The sequence below is a fragment of the Pseudomonas sp. H3_E07 genome (genome assembly GCF_054668895.1).
Window position 1 is genome coordinate 845,108 of record NZ_CP162795.1, and the last position, 26,971, is coordinate 872,078.

Below are 26,971 nucleotides of genomic sequence, written 5' to 3' on the forward strand. Positions count from 1 at the left end.
AGCCGCAAGCGGCAAGCCAAGCTGCTTTTTTCTTACAGCTTGTAGCTCGCAACTTGCAGCTGCTTCAATCAGATATCCAGCAACAGACGAGCCGGGTCTTCCAGCAGGTTCTTGATGGTCACCAGGAAAGTCACGGCTTCTTTACCATCGATCAGGCGGTGATCGTACGACAGCGCCAGGTACATCATTGGGCGGATCACGACTTGGCCGTTGATGGCCATCGGACGCTGGATGATGTTGTGCATGCCCAGGATCGCGGCTTGCGGTGGGTTGACGATCGGGGTCGACATCATCGAACCGAAGGTACCACCGTTGGTGATGGTGAAGGTACCGCCGGTCATCTCGTCGATGGTCAGCTTGCCGTCACGGGCTTTCTTGCCGAAGGTGGCGATGCCGCCTTCGATTTCGGCCAGGCTCATCAGCTCGGCGTTACGCAGTACTGGAACCACCAGGCCACGGTCGCTGGACACGGCAACGCCGATGTCTGCGTAGCCATGGTAAACGATGTCGTTGCCGTCGATGGAAGCGTTCACTGCCGGGAAGCGTTTCAGCGCTTCGGTGGCGGCTTTCACGAAGAAGGACATGAAGCCCAGGCGCACGCCGTTGTGGGACTTCTCGAACAGATCCTTGTACTTCGAACGCAGGGCCATGACTTCGGTCATGTCGACTTCGTTGAAGGTGGTCAGCATCGCCATGTTCGACTGTGCTTCAACCAGACGCTTGGCCACGGTGGCACGTACGCGGGTCATCGGTACACGCTTCTCGGTGCGGTCGCCAGCGGCGAACACTGGAGCAGCGGCAGCCGGGGCAGCAGCCTTGGCAGGTGCGGCAGCTGGAGCGTTTTTCTTGGCTTCAACAGCGGCAACCACGTCTTCCTTGGTCACACGGCCGTCTTTGCCGGTGCCCTTGATGGAAGCCAGGTTGATGCCATTCTCTTCAGCCAGCTGACGGGCAGCCGGTGCAGCGATTGGATCTTCACCACCAGCAGCCGGAGCAGCGGCTGGAGCCGAAGCAGCAGCTGGTGCAGCGGCAGCGGCAGGAGCGGCAGCAGCAGCGCTGCCCTCTTCGATCGAGCCCAGTACCTGGTTCGACAGCACGGTAGCGCCTTCTTCGGCAACGATTGCGCCCAGCACGCCGTCAGCTTCGGCCAACACTTCCAGCACGACTTTGTCGGTCTCGATGTCGACGATCAGGTCGTCACGCTTTACAGCGTCGCCTGGTTTCTTGTGCCAGGTGGCAACGGTGCCATCGGCAACCGATTCCGGGAATGACGGGGCTTTGATTTCGATAGCCATTATCTGTGGGTCCTTAAAATTCGGTTTCAGTCAGCGCGAAGGCGTTAAACAGTGAAAGCATCTTGCAGCAGTTTTTCCTGCTGCTCGGCGTGCATCGACGCATAACCACACGCAGGTGCAGCGGAAGCATCACGGCCGGCATATTCAAGGCCCAGGGCCTTGTTGTGGTTGCCGATGCTGCGACGCAGGTGATGCTGGCTGCTGTACCACGCGCCCTGGTTCATCGGTTCTTCCTGGCACCACACCACATTAGTGAGGTTGGTGTAAGGCGCGATGGCCTCCATCAGGTCGTCTTCCGGGAACGGGTAAAGCTGCTCGATACGCACGATGGCGATGTCTTCGCGGCCTTCGGCACGGCGTTTTTCCAGCAGGTCGTAGTAGACCTTGCCGCTGCACAGGACCAGGCGCGTCACTTTTGCCGCGTCCAGCGCGTCGATTTCCGGGATCACGGTCTGGAACGAACCATCCGCCAGATCTTCCAGGGTCGAGATGGCCAATTTATGACGCAGCAGCGACTTCGGCGTCAGCACTACCAGCGGCTTGCGCAGTGGGCGGATCACCTGGCGACGCAGCAAGTGGTAGATCTGGGCCGGCGTAGTCGGCACGCACACCTGGATGTTGTGCTCGGCGCACAGCTGCAGGTAACGCTCCAGACGGGCCGAGGAGTGCTCAGGACCCTGACCTTCATAACCGTGTGGCAGCAGCATGGTCAGACCGCACAGGCGACCCCACTTGTGCTCGCCGCTGGTGATGAACTGGTCGATAACCACTTGGGCACCGTTGGCGAAGTCGCCGAACTGGGCTTCCCAGATCACCAGCGCGTTTGGCGTGGTGGTCGAGTAACCGTATTCGAACGCCAGAACCGCTTCTTCGGACAGGAACGAGTCGTACAAGTCGAAACGTGGCTGGCCTTCGTACAGGTTCTGCAACGGGATATAGGTGCCCGCGTCTTTCTGGTTGTGCAATACCGCGTGACGGTGCGAGAACGTACCACGGCCGATGTCCTGGCCGGTCATGCGGATCGGGTGACCTTCGAACGCCAGGGTCGCGTACGCCATGGTTTCGGCGTAACCCCAGTTGATCGGCAGGCCGCCGGCTTGCATCTTCTGGCGGTCTTCGTAGATCTTCGCCACTTGGCGCTGGACCACGAAACCTTCAGGAATTTCCAGCAGTTTGGCGGACAATTCCTGCAAGGTCTTCAGATCGAACGACGTATCGTGACGCGCAGTCCAGGCGTGGCCCAGGTATGGACGCCAGTCAACGAAAAGCTCTTTGTTCGGCTCTTTAACCAGGCTTTTTACTACATGCAGACCGTTGTCCAGCGCGTTGCGGTATTCATCGACTTTGGCCTGAACACGTGCATCGTCAACCACACCGGCCTTGGTCAGGCTTTCGGCGTACAGCTCACGGGTGGTGCGCTGCTTGGTGATCTGCTGGTACATCAACGGCTGGGTGCCGCTTGGTTCGTCGGCTTCGTTGTGACCGCGACGGCGGTAGCAAACCAGATCGATCACTACGTCACGCTTGAACTGCATGCGATAGTCGATAGCAAGCTGGGTCACGAACAGCACGGCTTCCGGATCATCACCATTCACATGGAGAATCGGCGCCTGGATCATCTTGGCAACGTCGGTGGCGTACTCGGTAGAGCGCGCGTCCAGCGGGTTGCTGATGGTGAAGCCAACCTGGTTGTTGATGACGATGTGAACGGTACCGCCGGTCTTGAAGCCGCGGGTCTGCGACATCTGGAAAGTTTCCAGGACCACGCCTTGACCGGCGAATGCCGCGTCACCGTGGATGGAAATCGGCAGGACCTTTTCACCGGTGGTGTCGTTACGACGATCCTGGCGGGCACGGACCGAACCCTCGACCACTGGAGAAACGATTTCCAGGTGGGATGGGTTGAAGGCCATGGCCAGGTGAACTTCACCGCCGGTGGTCATCACGTTGGACGAGAAGCCCTGGTGGTATTTAACGTCACCGGAACCCAACTCGACTTTCTTCTTGCCTTCGAACTCGTCGAACAGCTCACGCGGGTTCTTGCCGAAGGTGTTGACCAACACGTTCAGGCGACCACGGTGAGCCATGCCGATCACGATTTCCTTGGTGCCGTAGGAACCGGAACGCTGGATCAGCTCGTCGAGCATCGGGATCAGGCTTTCGCCGCCTTCCAGACCGAAACGCTTGGTGCCCGGGTATTTGGTGCCCAGGTATTTTTCCAGGCCTTCGGCAGCGGTGACGCGCTCGAGCAGGTGGCTGCGTACGTCGGCAGACAGCACCGGACGACCACGCACACCTTCCAGGCGATGCTGGAACCAGTGGCGTTGCTCGGAATCGGTGATGTGCGTGAACTCAGCGCCAATGGTGCGGCAATATGTCTGCTGCAACGCTTCGTGAATTTCGCGTAGGCTCGCTTCCTCTTTGCCGATGAACAGGTCGCCGGCACGGAAGGTCGTATCAAGATCGGCATTGGTCAAGCCGTAATGATTGATCGACAGGTCAGCAGGTGCAGGACGCTTCCAGAGCCCCAGCGGGTCAAGCTGGGCCGCCTGGTGGCCACGCATCCGGTAGGCCTGGATCAGTCGCAATACTTCAACTTGCTTCTTCTCATGCTCACTGCTCACGCTGCCGGCGGAAACCGGTTGGGCGCGGCGCTGGTTCTTTGCCAGCAGCACGAACTGATCGCGAATTGTTGCGTGCGATACATCGGTGGCAGCGTTGCCGTCTGAAGACAACGTCTGAAATTTGGTGCGCCATTCTTCTGGCACAGCGTTAGGGTCGTGCAGGTAGAGCTCATAAAGCTCTTCCACATAGGCAGCGTTACCACCTGAAAGATAGCCGCTGTTCCACATGCGCTGCATCACGCTTTCTTGCATGCTTGGTCACCCTCGATTTGGGGACACCACCGGCGAAAACACCGAGTTTGCTTGCAAAAGGCCAAGTGCAGCGACCAAAACAAGCCACTTAGGATCACGCTGATAGTTCGGGTACCAACCCGAATGCCCCTGCTTGTCTCATTTCTTCAAAATAAGAGCCGCGGCTTTGTAAGTCGCTGCTCAAGTTAAAACTACGGCGCCGGTTGAAGCCTGCGCCGTAGCATTTACGGGCACAACGGTCCTGCCTTTACTACAACGTCGGTTACACGCCGCTCTGCAGCAGCATGTTACGGATGTGACCAATGGCCTTAGTCGGGTTCAGGCCTTTGGGACATACGTTGACGCAGTTCATGATCCCGCGGCAGCGGAATACGCTGAACGGGTCATCCAGCGAAGCCAGACGCTCGGACGTCTTGGTATCACGGCTGTCTGCCAGGAAGCGGTACGCTTGCAGCAGGGCAGCTGGACCCAGGAACTTGTCCGGGTTCCACCAGAAGGACGGGCACGAAGTCGAGCAGCAAGCGCACAGGATGCACTCGTACAGACCGTCGAGCTTCTCGCGCTCTTCCGGGGACTGCAGACGCTCGATGGCCGGAGCCGGCGTGTCGTTCTGCAGGAACGGCTTAACTTTCTCGTATTGCTTGTAGAAGATGCTCATATCGACGACCAGGTCACGGATAACCGGCAAACCTGGCAGTGGACGAACGATCAGCTTGTTGCCTTTGACCACGGCGGACAGCGGCGTGATGCACGCCAGGCCGTTTTTGCCGTTGATGTTCATGCCGTCGGAACCGCACACACCTTCACGGCAAGAGCGACGATAGGAGAAACCTTCGTCCTGCTCTTTGATCAGTGCCAGTACATCCAGCACCATCAAGTCTTTACCACCGGTATCGACCTGGAATTCCTGCATGAACGGCGCAGCGTCCTGATCAGGGTTGTAGCGGTAAACACTGACTTTCAACATGGCAGCCACCCTTAGTAAGTCCGAATCTTCGGTTCAAACGTCGGAACCGTCTTCGGCGAGAAATTCACGGCACGCTTGGTCACGCGCTTGTCACCCGGGAAGTACAGGGTGTGGCACAACCAGTTTTCGTCGTCGCGATCTTCAAAGTCTTCACGGGCGTGAGCACCACGGGACTCCTTGCGAACCTCGGCAGCGATTGCGGTCGCTTCGGCCACTTCCAGCAGGTTTTGCAGCTCAAGGGCTTCGATACGAGCAGTGTTGAACGCCTGGCTCTTATCGTTGATCTTGACGTTGGCGATGCGCTTGCGCAGATCGGCCAGCTGGGCAATACCCTTCTGCATGTATTCGCCGGTACGGAATACACCGAAGTAGTTCTGCATGCAGCTTTGCAGCTCGCGACGCAGGGTAGCCACGTCTTCGCCATCGGTGCGCTCGTTCAGAGCGTTCAGGCGAGCCAGTGCAGCCTCGATGTTGGCATCGGTCGCGTCATCGTATTCGATGCCGTCGGTCAGCGCCTTTTCCAGGTGCAGGCCGGCAGCGCGGCCGAATACCACCAGGTCGAGCAGCGAGTTGCCGCCCAGACGGTTGGCACCGTGCACCGATACGCAAGCCACTTCGCCTACAGCGAACAGACCGTGGATGATCTCGTCCTCGCCTTCGGCGTTCTGGGTGATCGCCTGGCCGTGGATGTTGGTCGGCACGCCGCCCATCATATAGTGGCAGGTTGGAACAACCGGAACCGGAGCAACCACCGGGTCAACGTGAGCAAAAGTCTTGGACAGCTCGCAGATACCTGGCAGACGGCTGTGCAGCACTTCTTCGCCCAGGTGATCGAGCTTCAGCAGCACGTGGTCGCCATTCGGGCCACAGCCATTACCGGCGATGATCTCTTTAACCATCGAACGGGCAACAACGTCACGACCAGCAAGGTCTTTCGCGTTCGGAGCGTAACGCTCCATGAAACGCTCGCCGTGCTTGTTGATCAGGTAGCCACCTTCACCACGGCAACCTTCGGTCACCAGTACACCAGCGCCGGCGATGCCGGTCGGGTGGAACTGCCACATTTCGATGTCTTGTACCGGTACGCCGGCACGCAGTGCCATGCCGACGCCGTCACCGGTGTTGATCAGGGCATTGGTGGTCGACGCGTAGATACGGCCTGCACCGCCAGTCGCCAGCACGGTAGCCTTGGCGCGGATGTAGGTGGTTTCACCGGTTTCGATGCAGATGGCGATCACACCGACGAACTCGCCTTGCGCGTTCTTCACCAGATCGACCGCGTAGTACTCGTTCAGGAACGTGGTACCGGCTTTCAGGTTGCCCTGATAAAGGGTGTGCAGCAGCGCGTGACCGGTACGGTCGGAAGCGGCGCAAGTACGGGCAGCCTGCCCGCCTTTACCGTAATCCTTCGACTGACCGCCGAATGGACGCTGGTAGATACGGCCTTGCTCGGTGCGGGAGAACGGCAGACCCATGTGGTCCAGCTCGAACACCGCGGCCGGGCCTTCCTGACACATATATTCGATAGCGTCCTGGTCACCGATGTAGTCGGAACCCTTGACGGTATCGTACATGTGCCAGCGCCAGTCATCGTTCGGGTCGGCGGAGGCGATGGCGCAGGTGATGCCACCCTGGGCCGATACGGTGTGGGAACGGGTCGGGAACACCTTGGTGATCACGGCAGTCTTGTGACCGCCCTGGGCCAGCTGCAGCGCAGCGCGCATGCCAGCACCGCCGCCACCAATGATGATGGCGTCGAATGAAATAGTTGGAATGTTAGCCATGAATCAGATACCCCAAAGAATCTGCACACCCCAGACGAAGTAAGCGAACATCGCGACGCCGCAGACTGCCTGGAAGAGGAAACGTACTGCGGTCGCGGACTTGCCCAGCGCCATCGGCGTCAGGTAGTCGGTCGCGATGGTCCACATGCCGACCCAGGCGTGTGCGCCCAGGGCAACAAGGGCCAGCAGACTGAAGATTCGCATTGCATTGTGGGAGAACAGGCCATGCCATTGCTCATAGCCGATACCCGGATTTGCAACGAGGTATCCGATCAGGAAAATGAAATAAGCCGCGAGAACGACCGCAGACACACGCTGTGCCATCCAGTCATAGAGGCCCGAACGCGACAGATTCGTAACGCTGGTTACCATATCCAAACTCCTGCCAGAACGATCAGCACCACGGAAATGGCGATGATGATTTTCGAGCCCAGGCGGCCGCCTTCCAGCGTCTCACCGATGCCCATATCCATGATCAAGTGGCGCACACCGGCTACCAGGTGATACAGCAGAGCGGACAGGAGGCCCCATGCTACGAACTTGGCCAGCGGGCTGGTCAAGCATGCCTTCACCTCGGCGTATCCTTCCTCGGAACCCAGGGATTTGCTCAATGCATAAAGCATGATGCCCAAGCCCAGGAACAGGATGATGCCGGAAACACGGTGCAGGAACGACGTAACGCCGGTGATGGGGAGTTTGATGGTCCTTAGGTCTAGGTTTACAGGTCGTTGGCTATTCACGGCTTTTTTTCACACTGAAGAGCCCCTAACAATCAGGGCAAAGTTGTTGGGGAGTGCACTGGTCAGGTAAGCACCACCCAGGGAGTGCGACCCCCAATGAAAGCAAGCCCAAAAGCCCTTGGCGGTCGGTGGCCGAGTATAGACAGTTAGGTTACTAATGACAACGCGCACTCCTCACCCTAATAGCGGATTGCGCTGGGGGAATAAAAGGCGTAAACGGCAGTCAATTTCGAGGAAAAAGTACGGTTAAAGCCTTCTGCTGCAAGACTTTAGGCAAATTGACATCTGGATTTATATCAATATAGTGGTGCGGGCCCTGCGTGGGGGGTCTGTCTGATGATTTGAAGCATAAATAGGAGGCCACATGGCTGACAAAAAAGCGCAGTTGATCATCGAGGGCGCAGCCCCCGTCGAGCTGCCCATTTTAACCGGCACCGTTGGTCCCGATGTTATCGACGTACGGGGCCTGACGGCCACGGGCCGTTTCACATTCGACCCAGGCTTCATGTCGACCGCCTCTTGCGAGTCGAAGATCACCTACATCGATGGTGATAATGGCATTTTGCTGCATCGCGGCTACCCGATCGAGCAACTGGCCGAGAAATCGGACTATCTGGAAACCTGCTACCTGCTGCTAAATGGCGAATTGCCAACAGCCGAGCAGAAAGCCCAGTTTGTCAGCACCGTGAAGAACCACACCATGGTTCACGAGCAGTTGAAGACTTTCTTCAACGGCTTCCGTCGCGACGCCCACCCGATGGCCGTCATGTGCGGCGTGGTCGGCGCCCTGTCGGCCTTCTATCACGACTCCCTCGACATCAATAACCCGCAGCATCGCGAAATCTCCGCGATCCGCCTGGTTGCCAAGATGCCGACCCTGGCCGCAATGGTTTACAAGTACTCCATGGGCCAACCCATGATGTACCCGCGCAACGACCTGACGTACGCGGAAAACTTCCTGCACATGATGTTCAACACGCCGTGCGAGATCAAACCGATCAGCCCGGTGCTGGCCAAGGCCATGGACCGGATCTTCATCCTCCATGCCGACCACGAACAGAACGCCTCCACCTCTACCGTCCGCCTGGCAGGCTCTTCGGGTGCCAACCCGTTCGCCTGTATCGCCGCCGGTATCGCCGCACTGTGGGGCCCTGCCCACGGCGGTGCGAACGAAGCCGTATTGACCATGCTCGATGAAATCGGCGATGTCTCGAACATCGACAAGTTCATCGCCAAGGCCAAGGACAAGAACGATCCGTTCAAGTTGATGGGCTTCGGTCACCGGGTCTACAAGAACCGCGACCCGCGCGCCACCGTGATGAAGCAGACCTGCGACGAAGTGTTGAAGGAACTGGGCATCAAGAACGATCCGCAACTCGAACTGGCCATGCGCCTGGAAGAGATCGCCCTGACCGACCCGTACTTCATCGAACGCTCGCTGTACCCGAACGTCGACTTCTACTCGGGGATCATCCTCAAGGCGATCGGCATTCCAACCAGCATGTTCACCGTGATCTTCGCCCTGGCGCGGACCGTGGGCTGGATCTCCCACTGGAAAGAAATGCTCTCCAGCCCGTACAAGATTGGCCGCCCACGCCAGCTGTACACCGGCTACGAGTCGCGTGACATCACCCAGTTGGAAGATCGCAAGTAAGCATTCAACCGCTTAGTTGCACTGAATAAGGCCTCCTCTGGAGGCCTTATTTGTTTCTGCCAGCACCGACCTCCGCAGGCGTTGGCTTGCCAGCGATGAGGCCCACAAGCATAGCTCCAGGTTCAAGGAGGGCTATCGTCGGCAAGCCGGCCACTAGAATGGATCGTGGTTGACCCAGCCAAGGTGAAGGCACTTTTATTGATACAGGATTTGAGAAACAGTTTTGTGGAATCCGTTACCAATAAAAGCAAAAAAATGCCCCGATCTCACGACCGGGGCATTTTTTTGTAGCGGTTACAGCGGTTAGTGGCTAACAGCCCCACTCGACCCCAGGCCAGTCTGCGAACGCACAAACTGCGGGAAGTACAGCGCACGTTCTTTCTCTGCCGCCGACGACTTGTCGGTGATGGAGAAGAACCAGATGCCGACGAACGCAATGATCATCGAGAACAGCGCCGGGTACTCATAAGGGAAGATGGCTTTTTCATGGTGCAGGATCGACACCCAGATGGTCGGGCCCAGCACCATCAGGCCAACGGCACTGACCAGCCCCAGCCAACCACCAATCATCGCACCACGGGTGGTGAGGTTTTTCCAGTACATGGAAAGCAGCAACACCGGGAAGTTACAACTGGCAGCAATGGAGAACGCCAGGCCGACCATGAACGCAATGTTCTGGCTTTCGAACAGGATACCCAGGCCGATAGCCAAGACGCCCAAGGCAATCGTGGTGATCTTCGAGACGCGAATCTCGTCCTTGTCGTTGGCCTTGCCTTTCTTGATCACGCTGGCGTACAGGTCATGGGACACCGCCGAAGCACCGGCCAGGGTCAGACCGGCAACCACCGCGAGGATGGTGGCGAAGGCCACGGCCGAGATGAAGCCCAGGAAGATACTGCCACCCACCGCGTTGGCCAGGTGCACTGCCGCCATGTTGTTGCCGCCCATCAAGGCGCCTGCTGCATCCTTGAACGCCGGATTGGTGCTGACCAGCAGGATCGCGCCAAAGCCGATGATGAAGGTCAGGATGTAGAAGTAACCGATGAAACCTGTGGCGTAGAACACGCTCTTGCGCGCTTCTTTAGCGTCGCTGACGGTGAAGAAGCGCATCAGGATGTGTGGCAGGCCAGCCGTACCGAACATCAACGCAAGCCCGAGGGAGAACGCTGAAATCGGGTCTTTCACCAAGCCGCCGGGGCTCATGATCGCCTCACCTTTAGGGTGAACCTTGATCGCCTCGGAGAACAGGGCATTGAAGTCGAAGTTGACATGCTTCATCACCATCAGCGCCATGAACGAGGCCCCCGACAGCAACAGCACGGCCTTGATGATTTGTACCCAAGTGGTCGCCAGCATGCCGCCGAACAGCACATAGAGCACCATCAGGATACCCACCAGGATCACCGCTACATGGTAGTCCAGGCCGAACAGCAGTTGAATCAGCTTGCCCGCACCAACCATCTGCGCGATCAGGTAGAACGCCACCACCACCAGCGAACCACAAGCCGACAGGCTGCGGATCTGGGTCTGGCCCAAGCGATAGGACGCCACGTCGGCAAAGGTGTACTTGCCCAGGTTACGCAGGCGCTCGGCGATCAGGAACAGAATGATCGGCCAGCCCACCAGGAAGCCGATCGAATAGATCAGGCCGTCATAACCGGAGGTGTAGACCAGCGCGGAAATCCCCAGGAAGGACGCCGCCGACATGTAGTCACCGGCAATCGCCAGGCCGTTCTGGAAACCGGTGATCTTGCCGCCGGCCGCGTAGTAGTCGGCTGCCGACTTGTTGCGCTTGGAGGCCCAATAGGTGATGCACAGGGTGGCGCCGACAAACACGACGAACATCACGATGGCCGAAACGTTCAGGGGTTGCTTGTGCACTTCACCGGTCAATGCGTCCGCCGCCCAAACGGCTGGAGCAAAGATCGAAGCACCCAATATTGCCAGTAGACGCCGGATCATTGCGCAGCCTCCTTGAGAATCGCATTGTTCAGGTCGTCAAACTCGCCATTGGCCCGACGCACATAGATGCCGGTCAGGACGAAAGCGGACACAATCAGCCCGACGCCCAGGGGAATGCCCCAGGTGATCGACGAACCGGGGCTGATCTTGGCCCCCAGTAATTGTGGCCCGTAGGCGATCAACAGGATGAAAGCGGAGTAAAGCCCTAGCATGATCGCCGAGAGAATCCAGGCGAACCTTTCCCTTTTTCTCACCAGCTCCTTGAAACGCGGGCTGTTTTGAATCGAGAGGTAAATGCTGTCGTTCATTGTTTTTATCCTCGCAGCACAGCTTTTTTATTATTGGAACGTATCCACTGTATGCGGCTGCGGAACAGGTTCCAGACGACCTTAGTATTAGAGGGAGTGTAGCGAGGGTTTGCGCGAGCACAGGAAGATTTGCGAGGCGTGAAATTAATGTGGGAGGGGGCTTGCCCCCGATGGCGGAGCGTCAGTCAAAAACACTCTGACTGGACCATCGCCATCGGGGGCAAGCCCCCTCCCACAGGGTTGTAACTGGGGTTCTACTTACCGACCCATTCGGCGACACGCTCAGGGTGCTTGGCAACCCAGTCCTTGGCCGCGGCATCAGGCTTGGCGCCTTCTTGAATCGCCAGCATCACTTCGCCGATTTCGTCCTTGGAGGCCCACTGGAATTTCTTCAGGAAGGCCGCGACTTCCGGCGCTTTCTTCTCCAGGCCTTTGCTGCCGATGCTGTTGACGGTTTCAGCAGCGCCATAAATTCCTTTTGGATCGTCCAGGAAACGCAGTTTCCACTTGGCGAACATCCAGTGTGGCACCCAACCGGTGACCGCAATGGACTCCTGTTTGTCTTCGGCACGGGTCAACTCGGCGATCATTGCCGCGCCCGAACTGGCTTGCAGTTTGTAATCGAGGCCGTACTGCTTGATGGCTTCGTCGGTCTTGAGCATCACGCCCGAACCGGCGTCGATACCGACGATTTTGTTCTTGAAGGTGGTGTCGGTCTTGAGGTCTTCGATGGACTTGGCCTTGACGTACTCCGGCACGATCAGGCCGATCTTCGCGTCTTTGAAGTTGGGGCCGTAGTCGACCACCTTGTCCTTGTTCTTGGCCCAGTACTCGCCGTGGGTGACGGGCAGCCAGGCGGAGAGCATGGCGTCGAGCTTACCGGTGGCCACGCCCTGCCACATGATCCCGGTGGCGACGGCTTGCAGTTTCACGTCATAACCGAGCTTGGACTTGATCACTTCTGCCGCCACGTGGGTGGTGGCCACGCTGTCGGACCAGCCATCCACATAGCCGATGCTCAGGGTCTTGCTGTCGGCGCTGGCCAGTGTGGAGCTCATCGCAACTACCAGAGTGGCAGCTGCGCCCAAGAGTCGTCGCATCTTCATAGTACTTCCCCGAAAGTGCTGCGCCCGGCGAATGCCGAGCGACGTCAACCTGTTGTTATGTGGTGCACCGCGCCCCCTTCACGCGCATCGATCACGGTAGTGCGCCGTCAGCGGAGTACTGACACCTCGATCATCAACCTGCCCGGGTGTTCGACCTGCTCTGTCAACGACATCCTGCAAGCAAGGAACGACATCACATCGCCAGTAGGATGTTTTGTAGGACCCTGCGTCAAAATCCCGCCTGAACTTTGCATGTCAAAATTATGCATCCCCACTGAGACGGGGCAAATCCGGGTAAGATGCGCGCCTTTGCTCCTCCAGATAAGCCGACCATGCCTGCGACCGCCCGCTTCCCTGCCCTGCCCTATTGCTTCGCCTTGATCCTCGGCCTGCTGGCCCTCTTTGCTTATTGGTATGGCCTCGGCCGGCCCGTCGTGCTGCCCGATGTCGCCAGCGCCACGCACAAGATGCAGTGCGCGTCCTATACCCCGTTCGATAAAGATCAATCGCCGTTCGACCAGCCGTTCGCCCTGCGCCCCGAACGCATGGACGCCGACCTTGCCCTGCTTGCCACCCGCTTCGAGTGCATTCGCACCTATTCCATGACCGGCCTGGAAGCCTTGCCGGACATGGCGCGCAAGCATGGACTGAAGGTGATGGCCGGGGCCTGGGTGAGCAGCGACCCGGTAGCGACCGCAAAGGAAATCGACGAACTGATCGCCTCGGCCAACGCCCACCCGGATGTGGTCACAGCCGTGATCGTCGGCAACGAAGCGCTGCTGCGCAAGGAAGTCACCGCCGCACAGCTGGTGAAGCTGATCCAGACCGTCAAAAGCCAGATCAAGCAGCCGGTGACCTACGCGGATGTGTGGGAGTTCTGGCTGCAACACCCGGAAATCGCCCCGGCGGTGGATTTCCTCACTATCCACCTGTTGCCGTACTGGGAAGATGATCCATCGGGCATCGACCAGGCCCTCAAGCACGTGGGCGATGTGCGCCAGACCTTCGGCAACAAGTTTGCACCCAAGGACATCTTGATCGGTGAAACCGGCTGGCCAAGCGAAGGCCGCCAGCGCGAGACCGCCGTACCGAGCCGGGTCAATGAGGCCAAGTTCATGCGCGGTTTTGTAGCCATGGCTGAGGCGAATGGCTGGCACTACAACCTGATTGAAGCCTTTGACCAACCCTGGAAACGTGCGAGCGAAGGCGCCGTGGGCGGTTACTGGGGCCTGTTCGATGCGGATCGCCAGGACAAGGGCATCCTCGCCGGGGCGGTGACCAACGTGCCGTACTGGCCGCTATGGCTGGGCGTCGGCGGGATTATCCTGTTGGGCACTCTGGTGCTGGGGGGGCGTATACGCAGCCCGCGTGCCGCTATTGCCCTGCCGCTGTTGGGTGCGGTGGCGGCTTGCTCCATCGGCACCTGGGCCGAGCTGACCCGCGTGACGGCGCGCTTTAATGATGAATGGGTGTGGGCGGGGTTGCTGCTGGTGTTGAACCTGCTGGTGCTGGCTCACGCGGCATTGGCGTTGAGCGCACGGGAAGGTTGGCGTGAGCGGGCATTCGACTGGCTGGAGCAGCGCGCAGGCTGGCTGGTGGCGATTGCCGGGTTCGCGGGTGCGGTGATGATGCTGACGTTGGTGTTTGATCCGCGCTATCGCAGCTTCCCAAGCGCGGCGCTGCTGCTGCCAGCCTTGGTGTACCTGGTGCGACCGGTGACGGGACCGCGTCGGGAGATTGCGCTGCTGGCCTTTATCATCGGCGCTGGCGTTGCGCCACAACTGTACCGTGAAGGCTTGCTGAACCAGCAGGCGTGGGGCTGGGCCATGGTCAGCCTGCTCATGGTTGCAGCCTTGTGGCGTTGCCTGCGGGTGCGCAAGGCTTAAGACCGCTTTCGCGAGCAAGTCGAAGCGTCGAACCGCCGCTTCGACTTGCCTGCGAAGAGGTTCTATCAAGCAGCCCGAGGCTTCCTGACCAACCGCAACCCCGCAATCACCACCGCAAACACCGCAAACGTGGTGTTGTACAACGCCAGCGCCGGCAGGCCGAACACCATCCCCAGCACCGCCAACCCCCACCCCGCCCGCCCCGGCACGAAAAACGCCAGCAGCGACGTGATCAACGCCGCCCAGCCCAACACCTTGAAGTGAATCATCAACCCCAGGTTTGAACGCAGCTGGCATTCCCAGCGGCTGGCCTCATCCGCGCAGATCCCCACCCACTGGCCATCTTCCATAAAGCCGTAGCGTGCGCCATAACTGGCGGCCAGCCACAGCGGCAGGGCAATAAGCAGCAGTATCAACGGAAAACGATGGGACATTGGGGCACTCCAATAGGCAAAAACGGCGCTCAGCTTAATGCGCCAGAGGCCGTTGGCAAGGCGCATACACACAATTAATTTTTACCTATACGTGTCAACGTGTATCGTCTGGCTACTATTACCCCGATTCCGCCTTTTTTCCGACATTTCGTGCCGCGTGATGGCACTTCGGCGAGTGGACGGCGGTCATAGCCTGCGAACTTCATTAAGTACGTTTCCTCCTAGGGATTAAGTCATGCTCCGTTCCTTGCGCTGCGCTGCCTTGCTGGGCAGCCTTTTTTTGAGTGCGTCAGCACTGGCCGTCGATATCGACCAGGCCACCTATGGCTTCCCTTTGACGAATCCGTTCGAAGCGACCATCGCCACTACCCCGCCTGACCTTCGGCCGAAATTGCCGAGCGATGACGAGATCAACCAGTCCGACTACACCCTGAACATGCGCCCCGAGCGCGAGTTCAGCCTGCCGGACAACTTCTGGGCGGTGAAGAAACTCACTTACCGCATCGCCAAGCAGGATCGCGCCGCGCCGTTGATCTTCCTGATCGCGGGCACCGGTGCGCGGTTTGACAGCAGCATCAACGAATACCTTAAAAAGCTGTATTACCAAGCCGGCTACCACGTGGTGCAACTGTCGTCGCCCACCAGCTTCGACTTCATCAGCGCCGCCTCGCGCTTCGCCACCCCGGGTATCACCCAGGAAGACGCCGAAGACATGTACCGCGTGATGCAAGCCGTGCGCGCGCAGAACGCTTCGCTGCCGGTGACCGACTTCTACCTCACCGGCTACAGCCTCGGCGCGCTGGATGCGGCGTTCGTTAGCAAGCTCGACGAGACCCGTCGCAGCTTCAACTTCAAGAAAGTCTTGCTGCTCAACCCGCCGGTCAACCTCTACACCTCGATCACCAACCTCGACAAGCTGGTGCAGACCGAGGTGAAAGGCATCAACAACACCACCACCTTCTATGAATTGGTGCTGAGCAAGCTGACCCGCTACTTCCAGCAAAAGGGCTACATCGACCTGAACGATGCCCTGCTCTACGACTTCCAGCAATCCAAGCAGCACCTGACCAACGAACAAATGGCCATGCTGATCGGTACTTCGTTCCGCTTCTCGGCGGCCGACATCGCCTTCACTTCGGACCTGATCAACCGCCGCGGCCTGATCATCCCGCCGAAGTACCCGATCACCGAAGGCACCAGCCTGACGCCGTTCCTCAAGCGTGCGCTGCAGTGCGACTTCGATTGCTACCTCACCGAACAAGTGATTCCGATGTGGCGCGCCCGCTCCGACGGCGGCAGCCTGTTGCAACTGGTTGACCAAGTCAGCCTGTACGCCCTCAAGGACTACCTGCACACCAACCCGAAGATCGCCGTGATGCACAACGCCGACGACGTGATTCTTGGCCCAGGCGACCTCGGCTTCCTGCGTAAAACCTTCGGCGATCGCTTGACCGTCTACCCGCTGGGCGGCCATTGCGGCAACCTAAATTACCGCGTCAACGCCGACGCCATGCTGGAGTTCTTCCGTGGCTAAATATCTTCTGCTGCTTGCCGCCTTGATGTGCGCAGGCGTGGCCAATGCCGACAACAGCAAGGCCCATGAGCCGGTCAATGTCGACGCCGATGGGTTCAAGGAACCGCTGACCAAACTCAAGTTCAACCCGGGCCTGGATCAGCGTGAGTTCGAGCGTTCGTCGCTCACTGCACTCAACGTGTATGACCCGCTGGAATCGTGGAACCGTCGCGTGTACCACTTCAACTACCGCTTCGACCAATGGGTGTTCCTGCCGGTGGTCAACGGCTACACCTACGTGACGCCCAGCTTCCTGCGCACCGGCGTGAGCAACTTCTTCAACAACCTGGGCGATGTGCCCAACCTGTTGAACAGCCTGCTGCAGCTTAAAGGCCATCGCTCCCTGGAAACCACCGGCCGCCTGCTGGTCAACACCACCATCGGCATCGCCGGCCTGTGGGACCCGGCTACCGCCATGGGCCTGCCACGCCAGAGCGAAGACTTTGGCCAGACCCTGGGGTTCTACGGTGTGCCAGGCGGTGCGTACCTGGTGCTACCGATCTTTGGCCCGTCGAACCTGCGCGACACCGGCGGCCTGATCGTCGACTACGGCGCGGAAACCCAGATCAACTTCCTCAACGTGTCGGAAGTCAGTTCCAACCACCCGGAAATCTGGGCGTTGCGTGCGGTAGACAAGCGTTACCAGACCAGCTTTCGGTATGGCCAGATGAACTCGCCGTTCGAGTATGAGAAGGTGCGGTACATCTATACGGAATCACGCAAGTTGCAGATTGCCGAGTAAACGCCCACAAAAAAGGCCATTCGATTGAATGGCCTTTTTTTATTGCGCGATCAAGCCTTCGCGGTGTTCCAGAGCTTGCCCACCCCGCTGACCACCGCCAGCACCACCGCGCCGGCGATGATCCCCGCCACGCCATTGAGCAACGTCGGCACCAACCACGCCATCCCGCCAGCACTCTGGCTGACCGTCTCGATCCAGTGATGCACCACCGGCACGCCGTGGGTAAGGATCCCGCCACCCACCAGGAACATCGCCGCCGTACCGATCACCGACAGGCTCTTCATCATGTAAGGCGCCGCGCGCAGGATAGCGCCACCGATACTGCGCGCCGCCTGGCCAGGCTTCTGGGTGAGCCACAGGCCCAGGTCATCCAGCTTGACGATACCGGCCACCAGCCCGTAGACGCCCACGGTCATGACGATGGCGATACCGGACAGCACGATCACCTGCTGCGTCAATGGCGCATCGGCCACGGTGCCGAGGGTAATGGCGATGATCTCGGCCGAAAGGATGAAATCAGTGCGAATGGCGCCTTTGATCTTGTCCTTTTCAAAGGCCACCAGGTCGATGGCCGGATCGGCCACAGCCTTGACCAATTGCGCATGTTCGGCGTGGTCTTCGACCTTGCTGTGTAGGAACTTGTGCGCGAGTTTCTCGAAACCTTCGAAACACAGGTAGGCCCCGCCAAGCATCAGCAGCGGCGTCACCGCCCAAGGCGCAAACGCACTGATCAACAAGGCGGTGGGCACCAGGATCAACTTGTTGACGAAGGAGCCCTTGGCCACCGCCCACACCACGGGAATTTCCCGCTCGGCGCGCACCCCAGAGACCTGTTGGGCATTGAGCGCCAAGTCATCACCCAGCACGCCGGCGGTCTTTTTCGCCGCCATTTTCGTCATCAGGGCAACGTCATCGAGTACTGCGGCGATATCGTCGATCAACACCAACAAACTGCTTCCTGCCATGAATCGGGCTTCCATTAGAGAGGGATGGACCGAGCATAGCGCGGCGCAACGCTTTATGGGCACATTGTTGAGGCGCGCGGATGGCCGGTGCTACCATGCGCAACCGCCTGTACTGGCAAGGAAACCTCTGGTTCATGAGCACCATTCGCGAGCGCAACAAAGAAAAAATCCTGCGGGCGGCCAGCGAGGAGTTTGCCGACAAGGGCTTCGCCGCGACCAAAACCAGCGACATCGCCGCCAAGGCCGGGCTGCCCAAGCCCAACGTCTATTACTACTTCAAGTCCAAGGACAACCTCTACCGCGAGGTGCTCGAAAGCATTATCGAGCCGATCCTGGCTGCTTCCACGCCGTTCAACCCGGACGGCGAGCCCTCGGTGGTCCTGAGCAACTACATCCGTTCCAAGATCCGCATCTCCCGCGACCTGCCCTTCGCCTCCAAAGTGTTCGCCAGTGAAATCATGCACGGCGCGCCGCACCTCAGTGCGGATCAGGTCGAGCAGCTCAACGCCCAGGCCAAGCACAATATCGCGTGCATCCAAAGCTGGGTGGATCGTGGCCTGATTGCGCCGATTGACCCCAATCACTTGATGTTCAGCATCTGGGCGGCGACGCAGACCTATGCGGATTTTGATTGGCAGATCTCGGCGGTAACCGGGAAGGCCAAGCTGGATGAGGCGGATTATGAGGCGGCGGCGCAAACGATTATCAGACTGGTGCTCAAGGGGTGTGAGCCGGACTGACATAAATAGCAAGAACACTGCCACCCCCCTGTGGGAGCGGGCTTGCTCGCGAAAGCGCCCTCCCAGACACATCCTGCCAAAAGCCTGCCGATCGGCATTAACTAGCTGATCTAGCCTCTCAGAACTCCATCTGAAGAGGGGCTAAGGAATGCTTGATCAACCTGCTTCAAATCGCCTGCGTATTGGTCGCTATGACGAACCCAACCGTGTCTATTTGCTGACCAGTAATACCCTTGATCGAATACCTATATTCAGTGACTTCAAACTGGGCCGGCTGGTCGTGCAGCAGTTCAGGATTGCCCAGCATCAAGGGCTGGCTACTTCTTTGGCTTGGGTAGTGATGCCCGATCATTTCCATTGGTTGATCTCATTGGAAAAGGGCTCACTTGCCGATTTGATGCGCCAGGTGAAGTCTAAAAGTACTCGAATAGTGAATGCGGTTTCAGGCCGTCAAGGACGCTTATGGCAACCTGGTTTTCATGACCATGCCGTACGGCGGGAAGAAAGCCTTGAAGGAATCGCCCGGTACATCGTGGCCAACCCTCTGCGGGCGGGTCTGGTAAAGAAGTGTGGCGACTACCCACTTTGGGATGCGATTTGGCTTTGACTGGATACTGAGTCGCCTGCATTCGCGGGCAAGCCCGCTCCCACATTTGAGCGTATTCACAAATATAAATGTGTGAACTCATTCAAGTGTGGGAGCGGGCTTGCCCGCGATGAGGCCCGACAGAACAGCAAAAAATCAGGCCGACACCCCCGCATCCGCCATCAACCCCACCCCCTCGATCGCCGTAATCGCGCACTGCTCATCAATATCCGACGTATCCCCGCTGATTCCAATCGCCCCCAGCACCACGCCCTCCTGACTCCGAATCAACACCCCGCCCGGCGCGGGCACCACGCTGCCCTGCCCCAGGCTATTCAACGCCGCGATAAACGCCGGGCGCTGCTGCGCGTCCAGCGCCAGCAGGCGTGAGCCCTTGCCCAGGGCGATCGCGCCCCAGGCCTTGCCGATGGCGATCTGCGGGCGCAGCAGGCTGGCGCCATCTTCGCGTTGCAGGGTGACCAGATGGCCGCCGCTGTCGAGCACGGCGATGGTCAGCGGTGCGGCTGAGATGGTGCGCCCGGCGCTGAGGGCCTGGCTGGCCAGTTGGGTGGCGAGTTTCAAGGTTAAAGCGCTCATGGTGCCGTCCTTCTTTTGTTATTGGGAAAGCGGTGGAGGTCTGAATGATCAGATGCTCGATCAAACAAATAGAACACAATGACTTTTAATTTTGTATACAATATTTTCGCACAAAGGCTCCATACGCCGAAAAAAGCTGTTCCGACGAACGTAAAGACCCGTGCATAAAATGCATTGACCTGCGCCGCTCGCCGTGAATACACTTTGACCAGACACCACTTGTATACAATTACAAAACGCAAGAGGCACCAAAATCATGAGCAAAATGAGAGCAATCGAAGCCGCTGTCCTGGTGATGCGCCGCGAAGGTGTGGACACCGCCTTCGGCATCCCGGGCGCCGCGATCAACCCGCTGTATTCGGCCTTGCAGAAGGTGGGTGGCATCGATCACGTCCTTGCTCGCCACGTTGAAGGCGCCTCCCACATGGCCGAGGGTTATACCCGCACCAAGGCCGGCAATATCGGCGTGTGCATCGGCACCTCGGGCCCGGCGGGCACTGACATGGTCACCGGCCTGTACAGCGCCTCGGCCGACTCAATCCCGATCCTATGCATTACCGGCCAGGCACCCCGCGCCCGCATGCACAAGGAAGACTTCCAGGCCGTGGACATCACCAGCATCGTCAAGCCGGTGACGAAGTGGGCGACCACCGTCCTCGAACCCGGCCAAGTGCCGTACGCCTTCCAGAAAGCCTTCTACGAAATGCGCTCCGGCCGCCCGGGCCCCGTGCTGATCGACCTGCCGTTCGACGTGCAGATGGCCGAGATCGAATTCGACATCGACGCCTACCAGCCACTCCCCCTGGCCAAGCCACTGGCAACCCGCGTGCAGGTGGAAAAAGCCCTGGCGCTGCTGGACAAGGCTGAACGCCCACTGCTGGTGAGCGGTGGGGGCGTGATCAACGCCGACGCCAGCGAGCTGCTGGTTGAATTCGCTGAACTGACCGGCATCCCGGTGATTCCGACCCTGATGGGCTGGGGCACCATTCCGGACGATCACCCACAGATGGTCGGCATGGTCGGTCTGCAGACGTCCCACCGTTATGGCAACGCGACAATGCTCAAGTCGGACGTGGTGCTGGGCATCGGTAATCGCTGGGCCAACCGCCACACCGGCTCGGTGGAGGTGTACACCGAGGGTCGCACGTTCATTCACGTCGACATCGAGCCGACGCAGATCGGCCGCGTTTTCACCCCGGACCTGGGCATCGTCTCCGACGCCGGCTCCGCCCTGACGATGTTCATTGAAGTGGCCCGCGAGTGGAAAGCCGCCGGCAAGTTGAAGGACCGCAGCGCCTGGCTGAACGACTGCCAGCAACGCAAAGCCACCCTGCACCGCAAGACTCACTTCGACAACGTGCCAGTCAAGCCACAGCGCGTTTACGAAGAAATGAACCAGGTGTTCGGCAAAGACACCTGCTACGTCAGCACCATCGGCTTATCGCAAATTGCCGGCGCGCAATTCCTGCACGTGTACAAGCCGCGGCATTGGATCAACTGCGGCCAGGCCGGCCCGTTGGGTTGGACCATTCCCGCCGCGCTCGGCGTGGTCAAGGCTGACCGGAGCCGCAAGGTGGTGGCACTGTCGGGCGACTATGACTTCCAGTTCATGATCGAAGAACTGGCCGTGGGCGCGCAGTTCAAGCTGCCATACATCCACGTGGTGGTGAACAACTCCTACCTCGGTCTGATCCGCCAGGCCCAGCGCGGGTTTGAAATGGACTACTGCGTGCAGCTGTCCTTTGACAATCTCAACGCCCCGGAACTCAACGGCTACGGTGTAGACCACGTCGCCGTCGCCGAAGGCCTGGGTTGCAAGGCCCTGCGCGTATTCGAACCAAGCCAGATCGCGCCGGCCCTGCGTCGCGCCGAGGAGATGATCGAAGAATTCAAGGTTCCAGTGATCGTTGAGATTATTCTGGAGCGCGTCACCAATATTTCCATGGGCACCGAGATCAACGCCGTCAACGAATTCGAAGATCTGGCACTGGTCGGCAACGATGCGCCGACTGCCATTTCCCTGCTCGATTAAGGAGAACCTTATGCCGCGTTTCGCCGCCAACCTGTCCATGCTGTTTACCGAACAGGACTTTCTTGCCCGTTTCAAAGCGGCCGCCGATGCGGGCTTCGAAGGTGTCGAGTACCTGTTCCCCTATGAATTCAGCTCTGCCGAAATCAAGGCGCAACTTGACGCCCACGGCCTGACCCAGGTGCTGTTCAACCTGCCGGCCGGCGACTGGGCCAAGGGCGAACGCGGCCTGGCGTGCCACCCCGACCGGGTCGAGGAGTTTCGTGCCGGGGTCAAGCTGGCGATCGCCTACGCCCAAGTGCTGGGCAACACCCAGATCAACTGCCTGGCAGGCATCCGGCCACAAGGCATTGACGACGAGATTCTGGAAAAGACCTTCGTCGCCAACCTCAAGTACGCCGCCGAAAAACTGCAAGCCGTGGGCATCAAGCTGGTGATGGAAGCGATCAATACCCGTGACATCCCAGGCTTCTATCTGAACAACACGGCGCAAGCCCTGTCGATTCGCGAACAGGTGGGCAGCGACAACCTGTTCCTGCAATACGACATCTACCACATGCAAATCATGGAAGGCGATCTGGCCCGCACCATGGCCGCGCACCTGGGTGAGATCAACCACATCCAGCTGGCGGATAACCCAGGGCGCAACGAGCCGGGCACCGGCGAGATCAACTACCGCTTCCTGTTCGAACATTTGGACCGCATCGGCTACACGGGTTGGGTCGGCTGTGAATACAAGCCGTTGACCACCACCGAAGCCGGTTTGGGTTGGCTCAAAACCCACAACGCGATCTAACAGACACAACACAAACCCCAAATGTGGGAGCGGGCTTGCTCGCGAAAGCGGTGCATCAGTCGACGCCAATGTTGAATGAAATACCTTCGCGAGCAAGCCCGCTCCCACATTGGACCTGCGGCGTTTGACAGGTCGCTACATACCGAATAACAAGAGGCTTTTCTCATGGCTAAAATCGGATTTATCGGCACCGGCATCATGGGCCAACCCATGGCCGCCAACCTGCAGAAAGCAGGTCACCAACTGTTCCTCTCTGAGCACCACGGCAAGGCTGCGCAAGCCCTGGTCGACGCGGGCGCCGTGGCCCTGGCCAACCCTCAGCAAGTGGCGCAGGAGGCCGAGTTCATCATCGTGATGGTGCCGGACACCCCGCAGGTCGACGACGTGCTGTTCCGCAAAGACGGCGTCGCGGCTGGCCTGTCGCCGAACAAAGTCGTGATCGACATGAGCTCGATCTCCCCCACCGCCACCAAGGCGTTCGCAGCAAAGATCAACGAAACCGGCGCGCAGTACCTGGATGCACCGGTGTCCGGCGGTGAGGTCGGTGCCAAGGCCGGCATCCTGAGCATCATGATCGGCGGCGAACCGCAGACCTTCGAACGCGCCCTGCCGCTGTTCCAGGCCATGGGCAAGAACATCACCCTAGTGGGCGGCAATGGTGATGGGCAGACCGCCAAGGTCGCCAACCAGATCATCGTGGCGCTGAATATCCAGGCGGTGGCCGAAGCGCTGCTGTTCGCCTCCAAGAACGGCGCCGACCCGGCCAAGGTGCGTGAAGCGCTGATGGGCGGGTTCGCTTCGTCGAAAATCCTTGAGGTGCATGGCGAGCGCATGATCAAGGGCACCTTCGACCCGGGCTTTCGTATCAACCTGCACCAGAAGGACCTCAACCTGGCCCTGGCCGGTGCCAAGGAATTGGGGATCAACCTGCCGAACACCGCCGGTACGCAGCAAGTCTTCAGCACCTGCACCGCGATTGGCGGCGCTAACTGGGACCACTCGGCGCTGATCAAGGGCCTGGAACATATGGCGAATTTCTCGATTCGCGATAAATAACCCCGTTTCACCGCACCTTTGAAATGCGGTCGAGTGTGGGAGCGAGCTTGCTCGCGAAAGAGGTCGATCAGTCAGCATGGATGTCAGACCGCCTTCGCGAGCAAGCTCGCTCCCACATTTGATCGCATTCCGATCCGAAACGTGATGCACCTCTAATAACAAGAATCCCCGGGAGCCCGCTTATGTCGGTCGATCCGCAACACCTGCTTCGCGAGCTGTTTGCCACAGCCATCGACGCCGCCCACCCCCGGCAAGTCCTTGAACCCTACCTGCCCGCCGACCGCAGCGGTCGTGTGATCGTGATCGGCGCTGGCAAAGCGGCTGCCGCCATGGCCCTGGTCGTGGAAAACGTCTGGCAGGGTGAAGTCACCGGCCTGGTCGTGACCCGCTACGGGCACGGCGCGCCGTGCCAGAAAATCGAAGTCGTCGAAGCCGCTCACCCGGTGCCCGATGCCGCCGGCCTGGCCGTGGCCCAGCGCGTGCTGGCACTGATCAGCAACCTGACGGAGCACGACCGCGTTATCTTCCTGTTGTCCGGCGGTGGCTCTGCCCTGCTGGCGCTGCCCGCCGAGGGCATCACCCTGGCCGACAAACAGGCCATCAACAAAGCCCTGCTCAAATCCGGTGCCACCATTGGCGAGATGAATTGCGTGCGCAAGCACCTGTCGGCCATCAAAGGCGGTCGATTGGCGAAAGCGGCATGGCCGGCCACTGTATACACCTACGCGATTTCCGACGTGCCGGGCGACCAGGCCACGGTGATCGCCTCCGGCCCGACGGTCGGAGACCCCAGCACCTCGCAACAAGCCCTGGCGATCCTCAAGCGCTACAACATCGACGCCCCCGCTTCGGTGCGCAGCTGGTTGCAAAACCCCGCCTCGGAAACCGTCAAGCCCGGCGACCCGGTGCTCGCCCGTAGCCACTTCCAATTGATCGCCCGCCCCCAGCAATCCCTGGAGGCAGTCGCCGTAAAAGTGCGCCAGGCCGGGTTCAGTCCATTAATCCTCGGCGACCTGGAAGGCGAAGCGCGGGACGTGGCTAAAGTGCACGCCGGCATCGCCCGACAGATCGTGCAACACGGCCAGCCGCTGGCAGCGCCGTGCGTGATTCTCTCCGGCGGCGAAACCACCGTGACGGTACATGGCAATGGTCGTGGCGGACGCAATGCAGAGTTCCTGCTGAGCCTCACCGACAGCCTAAAGGGCCTGCCCGGCGTGTACGCCCTGGCCGGTGACACCGACGGCATCGACGGCTCGGAAGACAACGCCGGCGCCATCATGACGCCGTGCAGTTATTCGCGCGCCGAAGCCCTCGGCCTGTCGGCCAGCGACGAGCTGGATAACAACAACGGCTACGGCTATTTCGCCGCCCTCGACGGTTTGATCATCACCGAGCCCACGCGCACCAACGTCAACGACTTCCGCGCCATCCTGATCCTTGAGACTGCCAAACATGACGCCTGACAAGAAGGTCAAAATCCTCGCCACCCTGGGCCCGGCCACCGACGGTATCGACGACATCCGCGAGCTGGTGGAAGCTGGCGTGAACATCTTCCGGCTCAATTTCAGCCACGGCGACCACGCCGACCACGCCCAGCGCTACCAGTGGATTCGTCAGGTCGAGCGTCAGCTGAATTACCCGCTGGGTATCCTCATGGACCTGCAAGGGCCGAAGCTGCGGGTCGGGCGCTTTGCCGAGGGCAAGGTGCAACTGGTGCGTGGCCAGGCATTGCGCCTGGACCTGGACGAAACACCGGGCGACCAGCGTCGGGTCAACCTGCCCCACCCGGAAATCATCGCGGCGCTGGAACCCGGCATGGACCTGCTGCTGGACGATGGCAAGCTGCGCCTGCGGGTCATCACCAAACATGCCGACGCCATCGACACCACCGTACTGAACGGCGGCGAATTGTCTGACCGCAAAGGCGTGAACGTCCCACAAGCCCTGCTGGAGCTCAGCCCATTGACCGCCAAGGATCGGCGCGATTTGAGCTTTGGCCTGGAGCTGGGCGTGGACTGGGTGGCACTGTCGTTCGTACAGCGCCCGGAAGATATCCGCGAAGCCCGCGAGCTGATCGGCGACAAGGCCTTCCTGATGGCCAAGATCGAGAAGCCCTCGGCCGTGCAGCGCCTGCAGGAAATCGCCGAACTGAGCGACGCGATCATGGTGGCCAGAGGCGACCTGGGCGTGGAAGTGCCCGCCGAGAGTGTGCCGCAGATCCAGAAAGACATCATCAGTACCTGCCGCCAACTGGGCAAACCGGTGGTGGTGGCGACCCAGATGCTGGAGTCGATGCGCTTCTCACCGGCTCCGACCCGCGCCGAAGTCACCGATGTCGCCAATGCCGTGGCCGAAGGCGCGGACGCGGTGATGCTGTCGGCGGAAACCGCATCCGGCGAATACCCGCTGGAAGCCGTGCAGATGATGAGCAAGATCATCCGCCAGGTGGAGAACGGCCCCGATTACCAGGCTCAGCTCGACGTCAGCCGACCGAAGGCGGATGCCACCGTATCGGACGCCATCAGCTGCGCAATCCGCCGCATCAGTAGCATCCTGCCGGTGGCAGTGCTGGTGAACTACAGCGAGTCGGGCAGTTCCAGTCTGCGCGCGGCGCGGGAACGGCCGGTGTCGCCGATCCTCAACCTCACGCCGAACCTGTCCACGGCGCGGCGGTTGAGCGTGGCGTGGGGCGTGCATTCGGTGGTCAATGACAGGCTGCGCCAAGTAGACGAGGTGTGTTCCACGGCGCTGGAGATTGCCCAGGCGCAGGGGATGGCGGAGCGTGGGGATACCTTGGTGATTACGGCGGGGGTGCCGTTCGGGCAGCCGGGGTCGACGAACTCACTGCGTATCGAGACGTTGATTTAGCGTCTGT

23 protein-coding genes are annotated in these 26,971 nt (G+C 59.7%); 11 read left to right on the top strand and 12 right to left on the bottom strand.

The window, feature by feature from the left end; all coding sequences use genetic code 11:
* Positions 1 to 68 precede the first annotated feature (68 nt).
* From odhB to sdhC, 6 genes are all read right to left on the bottom strand, one after another.
* Positions 69 to 1,295: a 2-oxoglutarate dehydrogenase complex dihydrolipoyllysine-residue succinyltransferase gene (odhB, locus tag AB4O08_RS03765; RefSeq protein ID WP_010211736.1), complete on the bottom strand. Its 1,227-nt coding sequence runs from the start codon at positions 1,293 to 1,295 to the stop codon at positions 69 to 71.
* 44 nt (positions 1,296 to 1,339) lie between these two features.
* On the bottom strand, positions 1,340 to 4,171 hold the full coding sequence (locus AB4O08_RS03770; protein ID WP_010211737.1) for a 2-oxoglutarate dehydrogenase E1 component: 2,832 nt from the start codon (positions 4,169 to 4,171) through the stop codon (positions 1,340 to 1,342).
* A 262-nt stretch (positions 4,172 to 4,433) separates the two neighbouring features.
* Positions 4,434 to 5,138: a succinate dehydrogenase iron-sulfur subunit gene (locus AB4O08_RS03775; RefSeq protein ID WP_003172807.1), complete on the bottom strand. Its 705-nt coding sequence runs from the start codon at positions 5,136 to 5,138 to the stop codon at positions 4,434 to 4,436.
* Between the two features lie 11 nt (positions 5,139 to 5,149).
* Positions 5,150 to 6,922 carry a succinate dehydrogenase flavoprotein subunit gene (gene sdhA, locus AB4O08_RS03780; RefSeq protein ID WP_010211741.1) on the bottom strand — a complete coding sequence of 591 codons (1,773 nt, stop codon included), beginning with the start codon at positions 6,920 to 6,922 and terminating at the stop codon, positions 5,150 to 5,152.
* Between the two features lie 3 nt (positions 6,923 to 6,925).
* On the bottom strand, positions 6,926 to 7,294 hold the full coding sequence (gene sdhD, locus AB4O08_RS03785) for a succinate dehydrogenase, hydrophobic membrane anchor protein (protein ID WP_003172805.1): 369 nt from the start codon (positions 7,292 to 7,294) through the stop codon (positions 6,926 to 6,928).
* Positions 7,288 to 7,662, bottom strand: a complete 375-nt coding sequence (sdhC, locus tag AB4O08_RS03790; RefSeq protein ID WP_003172804.1) for a succinate dehydrogenase, cytochrome b556 subunit — start codon at positions 7,660 to 7,662, stop codon at positions 7,288 to 7,290. Before sdhC ends, sdhD begins: the two co-directional genes overlap by 7 nt.
* Before the next feature lie 364 nt (positions 7,663 to 8,026).
* Between sdhC and gltA the strand changes: the two genes are divergently transcribed.
* A complete protein-coding gene (gene gltA / locus AB4O08_RS03795; RefSeq protein ID WP_003204440.1) occupies positions 8,027 to 9,316 on the top strand; it encodes a citrate synthase in 1,290 nt (429 codons plus the stop codon).
* 303 nt (positions 9,317 to 9,619) lie between these two features.
* On the opposite strand, the gene AB4O08_RS03800 is transcribed toward gltA, so the two are convergent.
* The 3 genes from AB4O08_RS03800 to AB4O08_RS03810 form a co-directional block, all read right to left on the bottom strand.
* Positions 9,620 to 11,278 (bottom strand): cation acetate symporter, encoded by a 1,659-nt coding sequence (locus AB4O08_RS03800; protein ID WP_010211744.1) that lies wholly within the window; start codon positions 11,276 to 11,278, stop codon positions 9,620 to 9,622.
* The gene (locus tag AB4O08_RS03805; RefSeq protein ID WP_010211745.1) at positions 11,275 to 11,586 is read right to left on the bottom strand and encodes a DUF485 domain-containing protein; all 312 of its coding nucleotides are present in this window, start codon (positions 11,584 to 11,586) and stop codon (positions 11,275 to 11,277) included. Before AB4O08_RS03805 ends, AB4O08_RS03800 begins: the two co-directional genes overlap by 4 nt.
* A 254-nt stretch (positions 11,587 to 11,840) precedes the next feature.
* Positions 11,841 to 12,692, bottom strand: coding sequence for a glycine betaine ABC transporter substrate-binding protein (locus tag AB4O08_RS03810; protein ID WP_010211747.1), 852 nt, complete (start codon positions 12,690 to 12,692; stop codon positions 11,841 to 11,843).
* 332 nt (positions 12,693 to 13,024) lie between these two features.
* Between AB4O08_RS03810 and AB4O08_RS03815 the strand changes: the two genes are divergently transcribed.
* On the top strand, positions 13,025 to 14,578 hold the full coding sequence (locus AB4O08_RS03815) for a glycoside hydrolase family 17 protein (RefSeq protein ID WP_187517363.1): 1,554 nt from the start codon (positions 13,025 to 13,027) through the stop codon (positions 14,576 to 14,578).
* Between the two features lie 65 nt (positions 14,579 to 14,643).
* On the opposite strand, the gene AB4O08_RS03820 is transcribed toward AB4O08_RS03815, so the two are convergent.
* A complete protein-coding gene (locus AB4O08_RS03820) occupies positions 14,644 to 15,012 on the bottom strand; it encodes a hypothetical protein (RefSeq protein WP_069673346.1) in 369 nt (122 codons plus the stop codon).
* 235 nt (positions 15,013 to 15,247) lie between these two features.
* On the opposite strand from AB4O08_RS03820, the gene AB4O08_RS03825 reads away from it, so the two are divergent.
* Both AB4O08_RS03825 and AB4O08_RS03830 read left to right on the top strand, forming a co-directional pair.
* Positions 15,248 to 16,546: a serine protein kinase PrkA gene (locus AB4O08_RS03825; protein ID WP_010211752.1), complete on the top strand. Its 1,299-nt coding sequence runs from the start codon at positions 15,248 to 15,250 to the stop codon at positions 16,544 to 16,546.
* The gene (locus tag AB4O08_RS03830; RefSeq protein WP_010211753.1) at positions 16,539 to 17,327 is read left to right on the top strand and encodes an MlaA family lipoprotein; all 789 of its coding nucleotides are present in this window, start codon (positions 16,539 to 16,541) and stop codon (positions 17,325 to 17,327) included. Before AB4O08_RS03825 ends, AB4O08_RS03830 begins: the two co-directional genes overlap by 8 nt.
* 50 nt (positions 17,328 to 17,377) lie before the next feature.
* On the opposite strand, the gene AB4O08_RS03835 is transcribed toward AB4O08_RS03830, so the two are convergent.
* Positions 17,378 to 18,292: a DUF808 domain-containing protein gene (locus AB4O08_RS03835; protein ID WP_042570804.1), complete on the bottom strand. Its 915-nt coding sequence runs from the start codon at positions 18,290 to 18,292 to the stop codon at positions 17,378 to 17,380.
* A gap of 134 nt (positions 18,293 to 18,426) precedes the next feature.
* Here AB4O08_RS03835 and AB4O08_RS03840 point away from each other — a divergent pair, with 134 nt between their 5' ends.
* Positions 18,427 to 19,032: a TetR/AcrR family transcriptional regulator gene (locus AB4O08_RS03840; protein ID WP_010211756.1), complete on the top strand. Its 606-nt coding sequence runs from the start codon at positions 18,427 to 18,429 to the stop codon at positions 19,030 to 19,032.
* A gap of 148 nt (positions 19,033 to 19,180) precedes the next feature.
* The gene (locus tag AB4O08_RS03845; protein WP_106120165.1) at positions 19,181 to 19,639 is read left to right on the top strand and encodes an REP-associated tyrosine transposase; all 459 of its coding nucleotides are present in this window, start codon (positions 19,181 to 19,183) and stop codon (positions 19,637 to 19,639) included.
* A 135-nt stretch (positions 19,640 to 19,774) separates the two neighbouring features.
* Here the strand turns inward: AB4O08_RS03845 and AB4O08_RS03850 are convergent, their stop codons facing one another.
* Positions 19,775 to 20,215 carry a GlcG/HbpS family heme-binding protein gene (locus AB4O08_RS03850; protein WP_044286883.1) on the bottom strand — a complete coding sequence of 147 codons (441 nt, stop codon included), beginning with the start codon at positions 20,213 to 20,215 and terminating at the stop codon, positions 19,775 to 19,777.
* Between the two features lie 256 nt (positions 20,216 to 20,471).
* On the opposite strand from AB4O08_RS03850, the gene gcl reads away from it, so the two are divergent.
* From gcl to pyk, 5 genes are all read left to right on the top strand, one after another.
* On the top strand, positions 20,472 to 22,247 hold the full coding sequence (gene gcl / locus AB4O08_RS03855) for a glyoxylate carboligase (RefSeq protein WP_021492214.1): 1,776 nt from the start codon (positions 20,472 to 20,474) through the stop codon (positions 22,245 to 22,247).
* Positions 22,248 to 22,257: 10 nt separating this feature from the next.
* A complete protein-coding gene (gene hyi, locus AB4O08_RS03860) occupies positions 22,258 to 23,040 on the top strand; it encodes a hydroxypyruvate isomerase (RefSeq protein WP_010211763.1) in 783 nt (260 codons plus the stop codon).
* 165 nt (positions 23,041 to 23,205) lie between these two features.
* Positions 23,206 to 24,096 (top strand): 2-hydroxy-3-oxopropionate reductase, encoded by an 891-nt coding sequence (locus AB4O08_RS03865; RefSeq protein WP_460114710.1) that lies wholly within the window; start codon positions 23,206 to 23,208, stop codon positions 24,094 to 24,096.
* A 182-nt stretch (positions 24,097 to 24,278) separates the two neighbouring features.
* Entirely contained in the window at positions 24,279 to 25,559 is a 1,281-nt protein-coding gene (locus tag AB4O08_RS03870; protein WP_047543534.1) for a glycerate kinase type-2 family protein, read from the top strand.
* Complete coding sequence (gene pyk, locus AB4O08_RS03875) at positions 25,549 to 26,964, top strand: pyruvate kinase (protein WP_154846894.1); 1,416 nt, start codon at positions 25,549 to 25,551, stop codon at positions 26,962 to 26,964. The genes AB4O08_RS03870 and pyk overlap by 11 nt, the downstream gene beginning before the upstream one ends.
* The last annotated feature ends 7 nt before the right edge of the window (positions 26,965 to 26,971 follow it).

What these genes read in the sequence shown, in the direction of transcription:
- AB4O08_RS03805 (WP_010211745.1), bottom strand. Translation starts at nt 11,586, where the DNA reads ATGAACGACAGCATTTACCTCTCGATTCAAAACAGCCCGCGTTTCAAG.
- AB4O08_RS03870 (WP_047543534.1), top strand. Translation starts at nt 24,279, where the DNA reads ATGTCGGTCGATCCGCAACACCTGCTTCGCGAGCTGTTTGCCACAGCC.
- AB4O08_RS03810 (WP_010211747.1), bottom strand. Translation starts at nt 12,692, where the DNA reads ATGAAGATGCGACGACTCTTGGGCGCAGCTGCCACTCTGGTAGTTGCG.
- odhB (WP_010211736.1), bottom strand. Translation starts at nt 1,295, where the DNA reads ATGGCTATCGAAATCAAAGCCCCGTCATTCCCGGAATCGGTTGCCGAT.
- hyi (WP_010211763.1), top strand. Translation starts at nt 22,258, where the DNA reads ATGCCGCGTTTCGCCGCCAACCTGTCCATGCTGTTTACCGAACAGGAC.
- sdhA (WP_010211741.1), bottom strand. Translation starts at nt 6,922, where the DNA reads ATGGCTAACATTCCAACTATTTCATTCGACGCCATCATCATTGGTGGC.
- AB4O08_RS03850 (WP_044286883.1), bottom strand. Translation starts at nt 20,215, where the DNA reads ATGAGCGCTTTAACCTTGAAACTCGCCACCCAACTGGCCAGCCAGGCC.
- AB4O08_RS03865 (WP_460114710.1), top strand. Translation starts at nt 23,206, where the DNA reads ATGGCTAAAATCGGATTTATCGGCACCGGCATCATGGGCCAACCCATG.
- AB4O08_RS03770 (WP_010211737.1), bottom strand. Translation starts at nt 4,171, where the DNA reads ATGCAAGAAAGCGTGATGCAGCGCATGTGGAACAGCGGCTATCTTTCA.
- AB4O08_RS03775 (WP_003172807.1), bottom strand. Translation starts at nt 5,138, where the DNA reads ATGTTGAAAGTCAGTGTTTACCGCTACAACCCTGATCAGGACGCTGCG.
- pyk (WP_154846894.1), top strand. Translation starts at nt 25,549, where the DNA reads ATGACGCCTGACAAGAAGGTCAAAATCCTCGCCACCCTGGGCCCGGCC.
- AB4O08_RS03835 (WP_042570804.1), bottom strand. Translation starts at nt 18,292, where the DNA reads ATGGCAGGAAGCAGTTTGTTGGTGTTGATCGACGATATCGCCGCAGTA.
- gcl (WP_021492214.1), top strand. Translation starts at nt 20,472, where the DNA reads ATGAGCAAAATGAGAGCAATCGAAGCCGCTGTCCTGGTGATGCGCCGC.
- AB4O08_RS03845 (WP_106120165.1), top strand. Translation starts at nt 19,181, where the DNA reads ATGCTTGATCAACCTGCTTCAAATCGCCTGCGTATTGGTCGCTATGAC.
- AB4O08_RS03800 (WP_010211744.1), bottom strand. Translation starts at nt 11,278, where the DNA reads ATGATCCGGCGTCTACTGGCAATATTGGGTGCTTCGATCTTTGCTCCA.
- AB4O08_RS03840 (WP_010211756.1), top strand. Translation starts at nt 18,427, where the DNA reads ATGAGCACCATTCGCGAGCGCAACAAAGAAAAAATCCTGCGGGCGGCC.
- AB4O08_RS03825 (WP_010211752.1), top strand. Translation starts at nt 15,248, where the DNA reads ATGCTCCGTTCCTTGCGCTGCGCTGCCTTGCTGGGCAGCCTTTTTTTG.
- AB4O08_RS03820 (WP_069673346.1), bottom strand. Translation starts at nt 15,012, where the DNA reads ATGTCCCATCGTTTTCCGTTGATACTGCTGCTTATTGCCCTGCCGCTG.
- gltA (WP_003204440.1), top strand. Translation starts at nt 8,027, where the DNA reads ATGGCTGACAAAAAAGCGCAGTTGATCATCGAGGGCGCAGCCCCCGTC.
- AB4O08_RS03815 (WP_187517363.1), top strand. Translation starts at nt 13,025, where the DNA reads ATGCCTGCGACCGCCCGCTTCCCTGCCCTGCCCTATTGCTTCGCCTTG.
- sdhD (WP_003172805.1), bottom strand. Translation starts at nt 7,294, where the DNA reads ATGGTAACCAGCGTTACGAATCTGTCGCGTTCGGGCCTCTATGACTGG.